The following is a 17,045-nucleotide window of genomic DNA, read 5'->3' as shown; positions in this document are numbered from 1 at the left end:
TTCATGACAACTTTGAATGGCAAGACCGCCCTAGTCACCGGCTCCACCAGCGGCATCGGCTTGGGGATTGCCCTGAGCCTGGCCAAGGCCGGCGCCAACCTGATTCTCAACGGCTTTGGCGACGCCAGCGCGGTGATCGCCCAGGTGCAGGCCTTTGGCGGCAAGGTCGGGCATCACCCGGCAGACGTCAGCGACCCCGCGCAGATCGCCGACATGCTCGCCTACGCCGAGCGCGAGTTCGGTGGCGTGGACATCCTGGTCAACAATGCCGGTATCCAGCATGTGGCAGCGGTAGAAGACTTCCCTGTGGAGCGCTGGGATTCGATCATCGCCATCAACCTGTCCTCGGTGTTCCACAGCACACGCCTGAGCTTGCCGGGCATGAAGGCCAAGGGCTGGGGGCGCATCGTCAATATCGCCTCGGTGCATGGGCAAGTCGGCTCAGTGGGCAAGGCGGCGTATGTGGCGGCCAAACATGGGGTGATCGGCCTCACCAAGGTGGTGGGCCTGGAAACCGCCACCAGCAATGTCACCTGCAACGCCATCTGCCCGGGCTGGGTGCTGACGCCGCTGGTGCAGAAGCAGATTGATGATCGCGTGGCCACTGGGGTCGACCCACAGCAAGCGCAGCAGGATCTGTTGGCAGAGAAACAGCCGTCGCTGGAGTTTGTGACGCCGTCGCAACTGGGGGAACTGGTGTTGTTCTTGTGCAGTGAAGCCGGCGCCCAGGTGCGCGGCGCGGCCTGGAACATCGATGGTGGCTGGCTGGCCCAGTAAACCCGTGATGACCGTTCCCACGCTCTGCGTGGGCACGCAGACCGGGGCGCTCCGCGCCCCAAAAGCGGACGCAGAGCGTCCAGTCAGGCATTCCCACGCGAAGCGTGGGAACGAGAAGAGGCAGCTTATGTCCGAGATCCTCTGGCAACCCTCCCCGGAACGCATCGCCAACACGCGCATGGATCAGTTCCGCCGCTTCATCAACCAACGGCACGGCGTGCAGCTCGACGACTACCCCGCCCTGCACCAATGGAGCATCGACCAGCGCCCGGATTTCTGGCAGGCGATTGTCGCGTTCTTCGACGTGCAGTTTCGCAGCCCATCCAGCGTCACGCTGATCGAAGACATCGAGATGCCCAGCGCCCAATGGTTTCCCGGCGCCACCCTGAACTTCGCCGAACACCTGTTGCGCCGCCGTGACGATCATCCTGCGGTGGTGGCTGTCAGCGAAGACGGCCAACGTGAACAGTTGAGCTATGCACAACTGGCGGAACAGGTTGCCGGCCTGCAAAAAAGCCTGCGGGCGGCCGGGGTCGGCATAGGTGACCGAGTGGCCGCGTGTATGCCCAACACCTGGCAAACCCTGGTGGGCATGCTCGCCACCACCAGCCTCGGTGCGATCTGGTCGTGCTCCTCGCCAGATTTCGGCACCCAAGGCGTCATCGACCGCTTCGGCCAGATCGAGCCCAAGGTGCTGATCACCTGCGCAGGCTACCGCTATGCCGGCAAGCGCATCGACCAGAGCGCCAAGCTCAATGAGATCCTTGAACGCCTGCCCTCCCTGCAACAGCTGATCATCGTGCCTTACGCCAAGCCCGAAGCGCAGGCTGGGGACTACACCACCCACGCCCACGTCGCGCTGTGGGACGACTTCTATCAAGCCGGCGGCGAACCGGAATTTGTCGCGGTGCCGTTCGATCACCCGCTGTATATCCTTTATTCCAGCGGCACCACCGGCATCCCCAAGTGCATCATCCACGGCACTGGCGGCGTATTGCTGACTCACCTCAAGGAACACGGCCTGCATGCCGACCTGAACCGCGAGGACTGCCTGTTCTATTACACCACCTGCGGCTGGATGATGTGGAACTGGCTGGTGTCGGTGCTGGCGATCGGCGCCACCGCGGTGCTGTACGACGGCTCGCCGTTCCACCCCGGCCCCGAACGTTTGATCGACCTGATCGATGCGGAAAAAATCAGCGTGTTCGGCACCAGCCCCAAATTCCTCGCCACCCTGGAAAAGTCCGGGTTGCAGCCGCGCCTGAGCCACGATCTGGGCAGCCTCAAGGGCTTGATTTCGACCGGCTCGCCGCTGTCGCCCCAGAGTTACGACTACGTGTACCGCGAGATCAAAGCCGAGCTGTGCCTGTCCTCGATGTCCGGTGGCACCGACATTGTCTCCTGCTTTGTGATCGGCAACCCGGTGCTGCCGGTACGGCGTGGTGAGATGCAGTGCAAGAGCCTGGCCATGGCCATCGAAGTGTGGGACGACCAGGGCCGGCCCCTGATCGGAGAGAAAGGCGAACTGGTGTGCACTCGGCATTTCCCTGCCATGCCCATCGGACTGTGGAACGACCCGCAGCAGCAGAAACTGCGCGCTTCGTATTTCAGTCAGTTCCCCGGTGTATGGGCCCAGGGTGACTATGCCGAGCAACGCGCCAACGGCAGCCTGTTGATCCACGGGCGTTCCGATGCGGTGCTCAACCCCGGCGGCGTGCGCATTGGCACCGCCGAGATTTATCGCCAGGTGGAAAAGGTCCCGCAGGTGCTGGAAAGCCTCGCCATCGGTCAACGCTGGCAGGACGACGTGCGCGTGGTGCTGTTTGTGCGCCTGGATGACGGAATTGAACTGGACGAGGCGCTGCAACAGCAGATCCGCCAGGTGATTCGCGCCAACACCACACCGCGGCACGTGCCGGCGAAGATCCTCGCTGTCACGGATATCCCCCGCACCATCAGCGGCAAAATCGTCGAATTGGCGGTGCGCAATGTGGTGCATGGCGAGCCGGTGAAAAACACCGATGCCCTGGCCAACCCCCAGGCACTGGAGCAATTTCGCCACAGAGCTGAACTGGCCGATTAGATGAAAGGTTTCAGCGCTGACACAGCGTTTTGAAGAAAAACCCTCAAGGCATGCTATTTTTCCGGGGTAGCCACCCGTTGTCGTTCCTTGGGACAATGGGTGTTGTCATTTTTCAAAGCGTCAGGCTCAGGGCTTTTTATGAATGGAACATCCACCGGTAGCGAAGCCGCTGCATTGATCAGGCGGCTGGACTGGGCGCAAAGCCCCCTCGGTGAGGCCAGTGAGTGGCCGCAAAGCCTGCGCACTGCTGTCGATATCGTCGTGCATTCACCCATGCCAATGGTGCTGCTGTGGGGCCCACACCTCATACAACTCTATAACGATGGCTTTGCCCACCTGATAGGCGGCAAGCACCCCGGCGCTCTGGGCCAGCCGGCGCACCACACTTGGCCCGAACTGGAAAGCTTCGCCGCACCGGTCTACGACGCCGTGCTCGGCGGCCAGGTGCGTACCTTCAGCGAGCAACGCTTTGTGCTGCAACGCGAGGGCCGCGACACCGAGATATGGCTCGACCTGACCTACAGCCCGGTGCGCGATGAAAGCTGCCGGGTGGCCGGCATCCTGGTCACGGCCATTGAAACCAATGAGCGGCGCAGCAAAACCCTCGAACTGCAACAGCGCTCCGAAGCCAGCCTCAAGGCCCAGCACAACACCGAGCAGCGCCTGCAACTGGCACTGGCGGCCACCGACGCGGTAGGCACCTGGGACTGGGATATCGGCGAAGACCGTTTCATCGCCGACGCCCATTTCGCCTACCTGCATGGCGTCGACCCCAACGATTCAAGCCTGCTGCCCATCAGCGCCTACCTGCACGGCGTGCATCCCGAAGACCGGGGCACAGTGACGCGCAGCATCAAGCATTGCATCACCCATGGCACCGAGTACGCCGAGGAATACCGCCTGCAACAGGCCGATGGCCAGGTGCGCTGGGTGTTCGCCCGTGGCCGCTGCTACAAGGATCAACAGGGCCGGCCGGCGCGGTTCCTCGGCGCCGCGCTGGACCTCACCGAGCGCAAAAACACCGAGCAGGCCTTGCGCCAGAGCCAGACCGAGCTGCAACTGATCATCAACGCCATGCCGGTGTTGATCGGCTACGTTGACCACGAACAGCGCTTTCGCCTCAACAACAGCGCTTACCTCGAGTGGTATGGCAAGACGCCCCAGGAGCTGTACGGCAAGACCATCCGCGAAGTGCTCGGCGACGAGGTGTATGCCGGGCGCGCAGACAAGATCGCCGCCGCGCTCAAGGGCAAGGCGTGCAGCTTCATGACGGTGACGCCTCATCGCGATGGCCGCCCCCGCCATGCGCTGATGAAGTACCTGCCGCGGTTTAGCAGTGACGGCTCGGTGAATGGTTTCTACATCTTTGTGATCGACGAGACCGAACGCAAGCTCACCGAAGAGGCCCTGCGCCACCTCAACGAGAACCTTGAAGAACGCGTGGCCCAGCGCACCCAGGCGCTGGCCGAGGCCAACCAGCGCCTGCAGAACGAGATGTTCGAGCGCGAACGTGCAGAAGATGCCCTGCGCCATGCGCAGAAGATGGAAGCGGTCGGTCAGCTCACCGGCGGTATCGCCCATGACTTCAACAATATGCTCACCGGCATCATCGGCAGCCTGGACCTGATGCAGCGCTATATCGCCGCCGGGCGCAGCGACGATATCGGCCGTTTTGCCGATGCTGCCGTGTCCTCCGCGCACCGTGCCGCCGCCCTTACCCACCGGCTGCTGGCGTTCTCGCGGCGCCAGTCACTGGACCGTCGCCCCACCGACCCCAACCAACTGGTGGCGTCCCTGGAAGACCTGTTCCGGCGTACCAAGGGCGCGCATATCGAACTCAAGGTACAACTGGGCAAGGACATCTGGCCGGTGAACACCGACGCCAGTCAACTGGAAAACGCCCTGCTCAACCTGGTGATCAACGCCCGCGACGCCATGCCCGACGGCGGCGAGCTGCTGATCGAAACCGCCAACAGTTATCTGGACGGCACCGACATCACCACCCTGGAACCGGTCAAGGCCGGCGACTATGTGATGCTTGGCGTGAGCGACAACGGCAGCGGCATGGCGCCGAAAATCCTCGCCAAGGCGTTCGACCCGTTCTTTACCACCAAACCCATCGGCCAAGGCACTGGCCTTGGGTTGTCGATGATCTACGGCTTTGCCCAGCAATCCGGCGGCCATGTGACCATCCAGAGCGAACCGGGCCAGGGCACCTGCGTGCGCCTGTACCTGCCGCGTTTGTATGGCACGGCGCTGGAAAGCAGCCTGCCCGCCAGCCTGACCGAAGCGCCCGTGGCCCTGGCCGGTGAAGCGGTGGTGGTGGTCGAGGACGACCCGGCGGTGCGCATGCTGGTGGTCAATGTGCTCGACGAACTGGGCTACACCGCGCACCAGGCGGCGGATGCCCGTGCGGCGCTGCCGCTGCTGGAGTCGGATTTGCGCGTGGACTTGCTGGTGACCGACGTTGGCCTGCCCGGCATGAACGGCCGGCAACTGGCGGAAATCGCCCGCCAGCATCGCCCAGGCCTGCGCGTGCTGTTCATGACCGGTTATGCCGAGAAAGCCGCCGAGCGCCAGGGGTTCCTGGAGGACGGTATGGACATGGTCGCCAAGCCTTTTTCCATTGACCTGTTGGCCAACAAAATCCGTAGCATGATCGGCGTCGAGGCCTGAGTTCAGGCATAATCGCGCGCCGTCGCACAGCTGGTAGAGCCCCATGAAAGCCCAAGCCCGTCATATCCTGGTGAAAACCAGCGAAGAAGCCGAACAACTCAAGCAGCGCATTGCCAAGGGCGAAGCCTTTGATGTGCTGGCCAAGAAGTACTCCACCTGCCCGTCGGGCAAACGCGGTGGTGACCTGGGCGAAGTGCGGCCCGGGCAGATGGTGGGGGCGATTGATGCGGTGATCTTCAAGAAACCGGTGAAGGTGGTGCACGGGCCGATCAAGAGCAAATTTGGGTATCACCTGGTGCAGGTGTTTTACCGCGATTGAGTGGATGGCTTCAGTCCGCTATCGCAGGCAAGCCAGCTCCCACATCCGATCGTTCCCACGCTCTGCGTGGGAATGCCTCACTGGACGCTCTGCGTCCGCTTCTGGGACGCAGAGCGTCCCGGGCTGCACTCCCACGCAGAGCGTGGGAACGATCAGTGATCATCTCGGTATCAGCGCCCCGGGCACCTGAATCACCCGGCTTGCCAACCGATGCCCCGCCAGTGCGGCGTCTTGGGGCGAACCACCGTTGAGCCGACTGGCCAGATACGCCGCACTGAACGAATCCCCCGCCGCCGTGGTGTCCACCACCTTCTCCACTTTCAACGCCGGCACCGCAAAGCGCTCGCCCGCGCAACGAATCAGGCACGCATCCGCTCCCCGCTTGAGCACCACTTCTGCAATCGACGGGTACGCCGCAAACACCTGCTCGCTATCCTCATAACCAAACAACGCGCGTTCGTCATCCTCGGTGAGCAAGGCAATGTCCACTGCGGCCAACACCCTGCGATACGCCTCACGGGCCGTTTGCACATCGGCCCACAGCCGGGGCCGGTAGTTGTTATCGAACACCACCTTGGCGCCACGCTGGCGGGCTTCGATCAGCGCCTGCAGTAAACGCTCACGCCCGATGTCTCCCAGCACGGCCAAGGTAATGCCGCTGAAATACACCACATCATAGCCCGGCAGGGCCGCCAGAACCGGCTCGGCGGCAGGCGTGGTAAAGCAGTCGCGCACGGCCGCCTCGTTGCGCCAGTAGAGGAATTTACGTTCGCCCTGGGCGTCGGTCTGGATGCAATACAAGCCTGGCAGGCGCCCAGGCAGACGCTGGACCCTGTCCAGGCCAAGGCCTTCGGCGTGCCAATGCTCACACATGGCATCGCTGAAGCTGTCATCGCCCAGGGCGGTGACGTAGTCAACGCTGCCGGCATCGCCCAGCTCGCGGCGCAGGTACACCGCGGTGTTCAGGGTGTCGCCGCCGAAGCTCTGGTGCAGGCTGCCGTCGGCGCGGTGTTGCAGTTCGATCATGCATTCGCCGATGAGGGCGATGCGGGGGTGGGTGTTCATGGCAAAGTTCTCAGGTGTGCTGGAGGGCCCCATCGCGGGCAAGCCCGACTCCCACATTCGACTGCATTCCTTCAGTTAAAACGCGGTCACTGTGGGAGCTGGCTTGTCGGGTCGCCGCATCGCTGCGATAGCCGCGACTCGGTCTAGAAGCAGGTACGCAGAGACTCGACCACCTGCAACTGCTCATCCACCAGGCACCCCACCTGCCATTTATCAAAGGTCAGGCAAGGATGGGACGTACCAAAGGAAATGATGTCGCCAATGCGCAATTCAACCCCAGGCGCCACGGTCATGAATGCATGCTGGTCCATCACCGCCGTGACCTTGCACCCGCTCACATCATCACCTTGCGCCGGCACGATCCCGGCCCTGTAGCGCTTGAGCGGCACTGGCAAACCGGCGTCGTAGGCCACGTCGCGCTTGCCCAGGGCAACGACCGCAAAACCAGGCTCCGGCAGCGACTGCACATGCGCCCAGACTTCCATTGCCGGGCGCAGGCCCTCGTTGAGGTCGCTGCGGCGTTCGAGTACGCAGCACTGCGCCTCTTTATAGATGCCATGGTCGTGGGCCACGTAACTGCCAGGGCGCAACACGCTGAGGAAACGGCCGGCGGCGTTCTGCGTTTCGAACGACTCGGCGATCAGGTCGTACCAGGCCGAGCCCGATGCGGTGATGATCGGCTTGGGCAGGTCGAACAGGCCGCTGTCTTGCAGTTCCACCGCCAGGCTCACCAGGCTGGCGGCGAAGGCGCGGATACCGCCAATGGCGTGCTCACCGTGGATCACGCCTTCGTAACCCTCGATACCGGTGAGGGCCAATGCCGGCTGGGCCTGGATCGCCTTGGCCAGGTCGCGCACTTGCTGCTCGCTGCGGCAGCCGCACCGGCCACCGACCACGCCATACTCGATCATCACGTTGAGGCGCTGGCCACGGGCGGCGAAGAACAGGCCCAGGTCGGCGACGTTGTCCGGGTGATCGACCATGCAATGGAAGTCAAAATCCTTGTCGGCCAGCAGGTCCGCGATCAAGGCCATGTTCGCCGCGCCCACCAGTTGGTTGGCCATCAGCACGCGACGCACGCCGCTGGCGTAGGCGGCGCGGGTCTGCACGGCGGTAGCCAGGGTGATGCCCCAGGCACCGGCGGCGATCTGGCGCTGGAACAGCGCGGGCATCATGCTGGTCTTGCCGTGGGGCGCCAGCTCGGCGCCGCTGCTGCGGACAAAGTCCTGCATCCAGCGGATGTTATGTTCCAGGGCGTCACGGTGCAGCACCAGGGCCGGCAGGCTGACATCGCGAACCAAATGGGCACCGACTGCGGCGGCCCCTTTTTCAACGGCATTGAGGGCAGACATGGAAAACTCCTATTCGTTGATGCGCCGGGCCAGGCTGTTGGCACTGTCGATCAGTACCCGGCGATAGTCGTGGTAGTTTTTGCTCGCATCAGCCCGGGGGGCGACGATGCACAGGGTCGCGATGCTGACGCCCTGGGCATCGCGCACCGGGGCGGCAAAGCAGTGGGTGAAGGTGTCGGCCACACTGTCGAAGGAGAAGAAACCATCCAGGCTGGCCTGGCGGATCTGCGCCAGAAAGGTGTCCAGCGGCAGGCGCAGGCCATCCGGCAGGATGAAATCGTCGGGATCGATCAGGTCGACGATCTGCTGATCGCTCAAATGCCCCAGCAACAAGCGTCCCGAGGCAGTCCACGGAATGGGCGCGTTTTCCCCGATGTCCGAAGAAATACGGAAATGCCGCTGGCCCTCGCGCATCAGCGCCACCGTGTATTTGCGCCCGTTGAGCAGGCACATCTGCGCGGTTTCGTGGGTCTGGCTGACGATCTCCTGCAAGGCGTGGTCGGCCTCGCGGGTCAGGTCGAAGTGACGCAAGTGTGCCTGGCCGAGGAAATACAGCTGGCGCCCCAGATACACGTGGCCGTCCTTGCCCACGGTCTCCAGGATGCGCCGCTCCAGCAACGACGCCACCAGTTCGTAGACCGTGGATTTGGGGCTGCCAATGCCGCTGGCAATATCATTCGGGCGCAGGGGTTGGCCGATTTCCTTGAGAAAATCGAGGATATCGAACGCACGGTCCAGGCCTTTGGCGCGGCGTTTGATGGTGTCTTCGGTCATGGCAGTACTCGGTCCCGTTCCAGATGATCGTTCCCACGCTCTGCGTGGGAATGCATGCGGTGACGCTTTGCGTCACATGCGCGGACGCAGAGCGTCCAAGGCGGTATTACCACGCAGAGCGTGGGAATGATCAGTTAGGCCTTTTTCTTGTAGGCCACGCAATCGATCTCGACCTTGCAATCGACCATCATATTGGCCTGAACACAGGCGCGCGCCGGTGCGTGCTCCGGGGTGAAGTATTCGCCGAATACCTTGTTGAAACTCCAGAAGTCCCGTGGGTCTTCCAACCATACGCCCACCCGCACCACATCCTTGAGTTCGTAGCCGGCTTCTTCGAGGATAGCCACCACGTTGCGCATCGTCTGGCGGGTTTGCTCGATGATGCCGCCATTGATGATTTCACCGTCCACCGCAGGCACCTGGCCCGACACGTACAGCCAGCCATCGGCTTCCACCGCGCGGGCGAACGGACGTGGCTGGCCGCCACCTGCGGTGCTGCCGGTGCCGTAACGAGTAATGCTCATAAAGTTGCTCCTTGTTAAAAACGAATGTTCTTGAGAAATTCTGCCAGGCGCGGCGACTGCGGCCGTTCGAAGATGTCCTTCGCACTGCCCTGCTCTTCAATGCGGCCCTGGTTCATGAAGACGATCTGGTCCGAGACCTCATAGGCAAAGCGCATCTCGTGGGTGACCAACAACATGGTCATGCCCTCCTCCGCCAACCCCTTGATCACGCTGAGCACTTCGCCCACCAACTCCGGGTCGAGGGCCGAGGTGACTTCGTCGAACAGCATCAGGCTGGGGTTCATGGCAATGGCCCGGGCAATGGCCACGCGCTGTTGCTGGCCGCCGGACAATTGGCCGGGAAAGTGGTTGCGGCGCTCCAGCAGGCCGACGCGGTCCAGCCATTTTTCGGCCAGCGCTACCGCTTCATCCTTGCCCATTTTCTTGACCTTGAGCAAGCCGAGGGTGACGTTCTGCAGCGCGGTCAGGTGCGGGAACAGGTTGAATTGCTGGAACGCCATGCCGGTCATTGCGCGGTGCTGGGCGATCACTCGCTCCGGGTGGCGTACACGCTTGCCGCCGACATCGCTGTAGCCGATGGACTCGCCATCCAGGGTGATCTGCCCGCCCTGGAACTCTTCCAGCAGGTTCACGCAGCGCAGCAAGGTGGTCTTGCCCGAGCCGCTGGAGCCGATCAACGTCACCACATTGCCGCGCTGCATGGACAGGTCGACGCCCTTGAGCACTTCCACCTGGCCGTATTGTTTACGCAGGCCACGAATGTCCAGCAGCGCTGGGTTGGTTTGAGCTTGGTTCATGGCAAGGCCACCCGCTTTTCAATGTAGCGCCCGAATAATTCGATGGCGTAGTTGATGACAAAGAACAGAAAACCGGCGAACAGGTAGAACTCCAGGGTCATGAAGGTGCGCGCGATCACCTGCTGGGTACTGAGCAGCAATTCGGCCACACCGATCACCGACAGCAAGGTGGAAGCCTTGACGATTTCCGTAGAGGAGTTCACCCAGGTCGGCAAGATCTGCCGCAGCGCCTGGGGCAGCAGCACATAGCCCAGGGACTGATAGAACGTCAGGCCAATCGCCTTGCCCGCTTCCAATTGCCCACGGGGAATGGCCTGCAGCGCGCCGCGCACGATTTCCGATACATGGGAGCCACAGAACAAGGTGAGCCCGACAGCACCGGCCTGGAACGCACTGATTTGCCAGCCAAGGGCCGGCAGCATGTAGAAACATGCCAACACCAGCACAAACACCGGCGTGCCACGGATCAAATCGACATACAGACGGAACGGCGCACGCATCCAGAACTTGCCGTAGGTCAGGATCAACCCGGCGACGATGCCGATCAGGGTGCCAAAGACAATCGCCAGCGCCGAGACCGCCACGCTGGCCTGAAAGCCGGCCCAGAGGGTCTCGCGGGCGATCCACAATTCATGCAGCCAACTGGGGGATTCGTACATGAGGCCCTTCCTTAACGACGGATAGCCAAACGCTGTTCCAGGTAACGGAGCAGCATGGCAATCAGGTAACAGGCAGCCACGTAGAGCGCGGTCGTGACCAGCCAGGTTTCAATCACCCGGTAGCTTTCGACGTTGATCTTGCGGGCGTAATAGGTCAGCTCCGGCACCGCGATCGCGGCGGCCAGGGAGGTGTCCTTGAACAGCGAGATGAAGTTGTTCGAGAGTGCCGGCAACACGTTGCGCAGCATCACCGGCACGGTGATGTAAGCGCGAATCCGCCACTCCCCCAGGCCGATGGCCAGGCCGGCTTCCCGCAAGCCCTTGGGAATATTCACCAGGCCTGCGCGGAATACCTCGGTGAGATAGGCACCGGCATACAGCGACAGGGTGATGATGAACGAGGGAATCTTATCCAGCCGAATGCCCAGGGAGGGCAAGGCGAAGTAGATCAACAGGATCAACACCAGGATCGGGGTGTTGCGCACCACGGTGACATACACCGAGGCAATAATACGCAACGCGCGGTACCTGGAAAGCATGGCAAACGCCATCAACAGGCCGATCACGCAGCCGATGGCGATCGACAGCAACGCCAACTGCAGCCCCAGGCCGAGCCCCGCCAGCAAGGTGTCGAAATCACGCCAGACGGCGGCAAAGTTCAACTGATAGTTCATGGTCAGCAGCACCTGAAGGGGGCGTGTTCAGGCACGCCCCTGTTGTTGCGGGTCACTTGAATTCCACGGGAAAACCAATCGCCGGTTCTGGCAGTTCCACGCCGAACCACTGCTTGAACGAGGCTTTGTAGGTGGGGAATTCCACACCGGTCATGGCTTCGTGCAGCGCGGTGTTGACGAAATTCAGCCAGTCCTGGTCGCCGCGCTTGACCGCGCAGGCATAGGTTTGCGGGCTCCAGGCGTAGGTGGGGCTGCGGTAGCGGCCAGGGTTCTGCACCATCAGGTATTTGACCGAGGACTGGTCGGTGGCAGCAGCATCGGCGCGGCCTGAGTTCACGGCCTGGTACATCAGGTCAACGCTGTCGTACTGATCGACCTTGGCCTTGGGCAGTGCCTGGTGCACCAACTCTTCGGCATACATGTTCTGCAGCACAGCCACGGTGACGTCGTCGCCCGCCGCCTGCAGGTCTTCGATTTCCTTGTATTTGCTGTTATTGGGCAACAGCAGGCCGACGCCTTCCCGGTAGTACGGCAGGGTAAAGGCCACCTGCTGCGCACGGCTGGCGGTAACGGTGATGAACTGGCAGCTCATGTCGACCTTGTCGGTGAGCAGGTTGGGAATACGTGCATCGGACGACTGCACCACAAACTCCACCTTGCTCGGGTCATTGAACAAGCCTTTGGCCACGATGCGGCCGATGTCGATATCAAACCCCTGCAATTTGCCATCCGCTCCCTGGAAGTGCCACGGCGCATTGGTACTGCCTGTACCTACGATCAAGTGCCCACGCTTGAGCACATCATCGAGCTTGCTGTCCGCCGCCTGCACCACGCTGGCGAGGGAAGCCGATGCAGCGACGAGAAAAACACACGCTTTGAATACGGAAGGTCGGTGATGCATGACAAGCACTCCAGGGAGGGTGTATTCCGCTATACCGGAACTTGGTATGTAACAACGGAATAGACAGCAGAAAGTGTGCCATAGGTGCTCATGGAAAGACATGCGTCCCACAAATGCCTTGTGGATCAGTCAGATAGCGGCCTGACGGGAATACGGCGCCTGCCTGTGAGTACAAACGCTTTGCTACGCAAGACCTCAAACCCTGTTACTGCGCACCAATACCGAACGCCTGGGCTAACCTCTAAGAGCGTGCTTGCTCGCCCTTACATGGAACCCTGACTGATGAAACTGCGATATATCTTGCCCGTGCTTCTGCTCGGGGTGGCTGGCAACGCCCTGGCCAGTAGCGACCGTCGTGAATGCAAGGAAGAACTGCAGAAACTCAAGGAAGCCTTCAGTACCGACTACACCGCCCAGAATCACCATGGCTATCGCCGGGCCAAGGCCTCCCGTGACAATGAGGAATACGAGAAGTGCGCGAGCCAGGCCCGCAAGGCCAGGGAGCGCATAGAGCGCGAGGCAGACCTGTGAAGATTGACAGTAGACGGTGATAAGCCACGGGCTTAGCGTTGGCAAACACCCACGCGGCTTGAAGGGAGATCACCATGGGAATGGCCACCCGCATCATTTCCAGCGTCACAGCGTTCGAACGCGTACTGAATACACCGCGCCCGGTGTTCCTCCTGTTTGTATCAGAGCACTGCCCCGCTTGCGCGCAGGCAGGCTCCGTGTTCGAACAGCACGCCTGGCAGCATCCCTGGGTCGTGAGCCTGGTACTCGATTGCGCCCATACGCCGAGGCACCCTGACGTGTCAGGCACCCCGACGCTGCTGATCTATCGCAAGGGCGCCCTGGTGGAACAACACAAAGGTTTGGGCCCCCTTGAAGAACAAGAGCAGTACGTGAAGGACATCTTCAGCCGTTATGACCTGAGCAAGGGTGCAAGTGCACTTGCGTCACTCGACGCTCCTCCACTTCAGCCACGGTCAAACGCCAGCCTTCATGTTCCAGGCTATCGCCCACCACCGGCAGGCGGTCAAGCAGGCTCATCACCAAACCTGCCAGGGTTTGATAATCCTCGGTCGTCACCGCCTTGAAGCCCGTGCGTTGACGCACCAGGTTGAGGTTCAAGGCGCCATTGGCACGGAAGCCATCGCCTTGCTCGACAATATCGGGCCCTTCGATTTCGCTGGCATCGGGCAATTCACCGGCGATGGATTCCAGAATATCCGTCATGCTCAATACGCCCATGAAGTCGCCGAATTCGTTGATCACGAAAGCGATGTGAGTGGACTCCTGGCGCATCTGCTCCAGGGCATTGAGGATCGAAAAACTGTCCAGCAGGTTGATCGCCCGACGCGCCAGGTGTTCCAGGTTCGGCTCGTTGCCCGCCAGGTACTCCTTGAGTAACTCCTTCTTGTGCACAAAACCCAGGGGCTCATCCACCGCACCGTTACGGATCAACGGCAGACGCGAGTAGGACGAGTGCATCAGTTTCAGACGGATCGTCTCGGGGTCGTCCGCCAGGTCGATGCAATCAACCTTGGCCCTTGGGGTCATCAGGGTGCGAATCGGCCGCTCGGCCAGTTGCAGCACACCGCTGATCATCACCCGTTCGCGCCGGTCAAACAGCGGACCCTGCGCAGCATCCGGCTCGCCCAGCAGGTCGGCTACCTCTTCACCCACCTCTTCCACCGCCAGGCTGCGGCCGCCCAACAAGCGCATCACCGCATGGGCGGTACGCTCACGCACCGGCAACACACCCTGTGCCGATTTTTTGCGACGGGCTCGGGCGATCTGGTTGAACACCTCGATCAGAATCGAGAAGCCAATGGCCGCGTACAAGTAGCCCTTGGGAATATGGAAGCCCAGGCCTTCGGCGGTCAGGGCGAAACCGATCATCATCAGGAAGCCCAGGCACAGCATGATCACGGTGGGGTGCGCATTGACGAAACGGGTCAGCGGCTTGCTCGCCACGATCATCAGGCCGATGGACACGATCACGGCGATCATCATCACCGCCAGCTCGTCGACCATGCCCACGGCGGTAATCACCGCGTCGAGGGAGAACACCGCATCCAGCACCACGATCTGCGCGACGATCGGCCAGAACATGGCGTAAGCCACACTGCCCTTGTGCTGCGCCACATGGCCTTCAAGGCGCTCATGCAATTCCATAGTGGCCTTGAACAGCAGGAATATACCGCCGAACAGCATGATCAGGTCACGGCCGGAGAAGCTCTTGTCGAACACCTCGAACAGCGGCTGGGTGAGGGTCACCAACCAGGAAATACTCGCCAACAGGCCCAGGCGCATCAGCAGCGCCAGGGATAAACCGATCAAACGTGCACGGTCACGCTGCTCCGGCGGCAACTTGTCCGCCAGGATCGCGATAAACACCAGGTTGTCGATACCCAGCACCAGTTCCAGCACAATCAAGGTCGCAAGGCCGAGCCAGGCCGTAGGATCCGCTAACCATTCCATTTATAAATTCTCTGTCTTTAAAGTGTTCAGAACGCCGGGCACGGCAAAGTGCGGTCATGCGACCGGGACAAGGTTAGTTGACGGAATACGGGGTGCTTCAGCGGGAACAGCGACAGCGGTTGTCTTGGGGAAAGACGACTGGGAGGCTCCGAGAGGGTGTTCATGCACGTCCTGAAATGACAAAAGGACTTGAATCCTACATTCGAAATACAAATTTCCCACAACGCAAAACTATTACAAAACCTGTAAACCCCCCATCAGAAGCACAGCAACTCTTGTGGGAGCTGGCCTGCGATGCCGGCACCTCGATGCATGATCGTTCCCACGCTCTGCGTGGGAATGCCGCCTGTGACGCTCCGCGTCCCACCCGCGCAAGGATGACGCGGAGCGTCACAGGATGCGTTCCCACGCTGGAGCGTGGGAACGATCTGTATCAGGTTTTACGAGTGGCATCGTCCAGCGCCAGGATGGTGTGGGCATTGGTGACGGTGGTCGCCAGCGTATTGATCACCCCCGAACGCAACGCCCCCAAGGTCGCCGCCGCCTTGGTGTTCTCGCTGGCAATCGCCACCACATCCGGGATGCGAAACAGCTCCTGCACCGTCAACCCGATCACGCGCCCCTGGATGGCGTTGACCGCCGGCTGGCCGTGAATGTCGATAAAGTCATAGCCCATCATGTCGCCCACGGTGCCAGACAACCGCGCCTGGGCGATTTCCTGGGGCGAGAACCAGCCCATGCGCACCATGTTGCTGTTCTCGCTCATGTCGCCGATGCCGATCAGGGCGATATCGGCACGGCGGGCGCGGTCAAGAGTCGAACGCACCGTGTCGTTGTTGATCAGCACCCCGCGCAGTTCCGGGTTGGCCACCAGCGCCGGGGCGTACAGGCTTTCACTTTCGCCACCAAAGCGCAGGGCCAGGCGTCGGCAGATGTGGTCAGGGTTCATGTATTCGCCGGCCTTGAGCGAACCGCCGATGGCACACACGAAAGTGCAGTTGCGGGTCACCGGCAGAAACACGTTATCGGCCACCGCGCCGACGTTACGCCCCATGCCCACGGCAACGATCATCCCATCACTCAGGGTCTTGTTGAGGTAGTTGGCGACCAGGCTGGCGACCGCCGAGCGCTGGGTGTCGGGGTCGCTGTGGTCGACCGCGATCAAGGCGCGGTCGAGCTTGAAGCGCTCTACCAGCGCCCGCTCCAGCTCGTTGTTCATCGCCGGATGCTGCAATACGCGCACCTCGACGATCCCTTCATCCCGAGCACGCTTGAGCAGGCGGCTGACTTTGGCCCGCGACAGGTCAAAGCGCTTGGCAATGGCCTCCTGAGTGACGTTCTCAAGGTAATAGAGCATCGCCACTTCGGTCATCTGATCGATATCACTGGCCATGCGCTGGGTACTGTCACTCATGGGGACGGGCTTCCGTTTCGGCGTCAAAGGCGCATTCTCCCGACTCTTGCCCCGCGCCGTCCACTACTGATGCCCATCGCGCTCGATCGCGTTGATGCGTTCGACCTTGGCCCCGGACCGCGCCGCTTCGAACTCCGAGGCCAAAAACGCACTGACGATGCTTTTGGCCAACTCCGCACCGATGACCCGCGCACCGATGGAGAGGATTTGCGCATCGTTGCTCTTGCGCGCCCGCTCCGCCGAGTAGGTGTCATGGGCCTGGGCCGCACGGATACCCAGCACCTTGTTGGCCGAGATGGCCATGCCTATGCCGGTGCCGCATACCAGCACGCCGAGGCGCTGTTGCCCGGCATTGATGGCGCTGGCCACGGCCAGGGCGATGTCCGGGTACAGCACCGGCGCCGTTGAATGCGTACCGAAGTCGGTCACCGGGTACCCCAACGCCTCGATATGGCGCTTCAACAACTCTTTGAGCTCAAAACCCGCTTCATCACATCCGATAGCCACCGGGAAAGGTGTGTTCATGACGCCAAACTCCACTGATCA

The 17,045-nt window shown here is 61.7% G+C and carries 16 protein-coding genes and 1 pseudogene; 6 read left to right on the top strand and 11 right to left on the bottom strand.

The window, feature by feature from the left end; genetic code table 11:
- The first annotated feature begins 3 nt into the window (after nucleotides 1-3).
- The 4 genes from ACP7CZ_RS12595 to ACP7CZ_RS12580 all read left to right on the top strand — a co-directional run bounded on the left by ACP7CZ_RS12595 (nucleotide 4) and on the right by ACP7CZ_RS12580 (nucleotide 5,855).
- Complete coding sequence (locus tag ACP7CZ_RS12595; RefSeq protein WP_003191811.1) at nucleotides 4-777, top strand: 3-hydroxybutyrate dehydrogenase; 774 nt, start codon at nucleotides 4-6, stop codon at nucleotides 775-777.
- Nucleotides 778-904: 127 nt separating this feature from the next.
- Nucleotides 905-2,860 carry an acetoacetate--CoA ligase gene (locus ACP7CZ_RS12590; protein WP_294156898.1) on the top strand — a complete coding sequence of 652 codons (1,956 nt, stop codon included), beginning with the start codon at nucleotides 905-907 and terminating at the stop codon, nucleotides 2,858-2,860.
- A 138-nt stretch (nucleotides 2,861-2,998) separates the two neighbouring features.
- Nucleotides 2,999-5,536 (top strand): PAS domain-containing hybrid sensor histidine kinase/response regulator, encoded by a 2,538-nt coding sequence (locus ACP7CZ_RS12585; protein ID WP_294156895.1) that lies wholly within the window; start codon nucleotides 2,999-3,001, stop codon nucleotides 5,534-5,536.
- A gap of 43 nt (nucleotides 5,537-5,579) precedes the next feature.
- The gene (locus ACP7CZ_RS12580; RefSeq protein WP_003174397.1) at nucleotides 5,580-5,855 is read left to right on the top strand and encodes a peptidylprolyl isomerase; all 276 of its coding nucleotides are present in this window, start codon (nucleotides 5,580-5,582) and stop codon (nucleotides 5,853-5,855) included.
- A 159-nt stretch (nucleotides 5,856-6,014) separates the two neighbouring features.
- Here ACP7CZ_RS12580 and ACP7CZ_RS12575 read toward each other — a convergent pair whose 3' ends face one another.
- From ACP7CZ_RS12575 to ACP7CZ_RS12540, 8 genes are all read right to left on the bottom strand, one after another.
- Nucleotides 6,015-6,920, bottom strand: coding sequence for a sugar kinase (locus ACP7CZ_RS12575; protein WP_294156602.1), 906 nt, complete (start codon nucleotides 6,918-6,920; stop codon nucleotides 6,015-6,017).
- Between the two features lie 143 nt (nucleotides 6,921-7,063).
- On the bottom strand, nucleotides 7,064-8,272 hold the full coding sequence (locus ACP7CZ_RS12570) for an amino acid deaminase (protein ID WP_294156600.1): 1,209 nt from the start codon (nucleotides 8,270-8,272) through the stop codon (nucleotides 7,064-7,066).
- A 9-nt stretch (nucleotides 8,273-8,281) separates the two neighbouring features.
- A complete protein-coding gene (locus ACP7CZ_RS12565) occupies nucleotides 8,282-9,046 on the bottom strand; it encodes an IclR family transcriptional regulator (RefSeq protein ID WP_034125739.1) in 765 nt (254 codons plus the stop codon).
- A 134-nt stretch (nucleotides 9,047-9,180) separates the two neighbouring features.
- On the bottom strand, nucleotides 9,181-9,570 hold the full coding sequence (locus ACP7CZ_RS12560) for a RidA family protein (protein WP_003191822.1): 390 nt from the start codon (nucleotides 9,568-9,570) through the stop codon (nucleotides 9,181-9,183).
- A 14-nt stretch (nucleotides 9,571-9,584) separates the two neighbouring features.
- Nucleotides 9,585-10,367: an amino acid ABC transporter ATP-binding protein gene (locus ACP7CZ_RS12555; RefSeq protein WP_020301585.1), complete on the bottom strand. Its 783-nt coding sequence runs from the start codon at nucleotides 10,365-10,367 to the stop codon at nucleotides 9,585-9,587.
- Nucleotides 10,364-11,026 carry an amino acid ABC transporter permease gene (locus ACP7CZ_RS12550; protein ID WP_034135844.1) on the bottom strand — a complete coding sequence of 221 codons (663 nt, stop codon included), beginning with the start codon at nucleotides 11,024-11,026 and terminating at the stop codon, nucleotides 10,364-10,366. The genes ACP7CZ_RS12555 and ACP7CZ_RS12550 overlap by 4 nt, the downstream gene beginning before the upstream one ends.
- 11 nt (nucleotides 11,027-11,037) lie before the next feature.
- Complete coding sequence (locus ACP7CZ_RS12545) at nucleotides 11,038-11,700, bottom strand: amino acid ABC transporter permease (RefSeq protein ID WP_054896547.1); 663 nt, start codon at nucleotides 11,698-11,700, stop codon at nucleotides 11,038-11,040.
- A 52-nt stretch (nucleotides 11,701-11,752) separates the two neighbouring features.
- Nucleotides 11,753-12,601: a transporter substrate-binding domain-containing protein gene (locus ACP7CZ_RS12540; protein WP_294156576.1), complete on the bottom strand. Its 849-nt coding sequence runs from the start codon at nucleotides 12,599-12,601 to the stop codon at nucleotides 11,753-11,755.
- 282 nt (nucleotides 12,602-12,883) lie between these two features.
- Here ACP7CZ_RS12540 and ACP7CZ_RS12535 point away from each other — a divergent pair, with 282 nt between their 5' ends.
- On the top strand, nucleotides 12,884-13,132 hold the full coding sequence (locus tag ACP7CZ_RS12535) for a hypothetical protein (protein ID WP_034125743.1): 249 nt from the start codon (nucleotides 12,884-12,886) through the stop codon (nucleotides 13,130-13,132).
- A 74-nt stretch (nucleotides 13,133-13,206) separates the two neighbouring features.
- Nucleotides 13,207-13,494 (top strand): annotated as a pseudogene (locus tag ACP7CZ_RS12530) (thioredoxin family protein); the annotation flags it as partial.
- Nucleotides 13,495-13,516: 22 nt separating this feature from the next.
- Here the strand turns inward: ACP7CZ_RS12530 and ACP7CZ_RS12525 are convergent.
- The 3 genes from ACP7CZ_RS12525 to rpiB all read right to left on the bottom strand — a co-directional run bounded on the left by ACP7CZ_RS12525 (nucleotide 13,517) and on the right by rpiB (nucleotide 17,024).
- Nucleotides 13,517-15,085: a TerC family protein gene (locus ACP7CZ_RS12525; protein ID WP_197882025.1), complete on the bottom strand. Its 1,569-nt coding sequence runs from the start codon at nucleotides 15,083-15,085 to the stop codon at nucleotides 13,517-13,519.
- Nucleotides 15,086-15,518: 433 nt separating this feature from the next.
- Nucleotides 15,519-16,499 (bottom strand): sugar-binding transcriptional regulator, encoded by a 981-nt coding sequence (locus ACP7CZ_RS12520; RefSeq protein WP_034125745.1) that lies wholly within the window; start codon nucleotides 16,497-16,499, stop codon nucleotides 15,519-15,521.
- A gap of 63 nt (nucleotides 16,500-16,562) precedes the next feature.
- Nucleotides 16,563-17,024: a ribose 5-phosphate isomerase B gene (gene rpiB, locus ACP7CZ_RS12515; protein ID WP_186526853.1), complete on the bottom strand. Its 462-nt coding sequence runs from the start codon at nucleotides 17,022-17,024 to the stop codon at nucleotides 16,563-16,565.
- Nucleotides 17,025-17,045: the final 21 nt, after the last annotated feature.

Origin of the sequence: Pseudomonas sp. DWP2-2 (assembly GCF_049897065.1) — a bacterium.
GTDB classification, from domain to species: Bacteria; Pseudomonadota; Gammaproteobacteria; order Pseudomonadales; family Pseudomonadaceae; genus Aquipseudomonas; species Aquipseudomonas paracarnis.
Note: the sequence above shows the minus strand (reverse complement) of the source record. Positions and strands in the feature narration are given on the sequence as shown.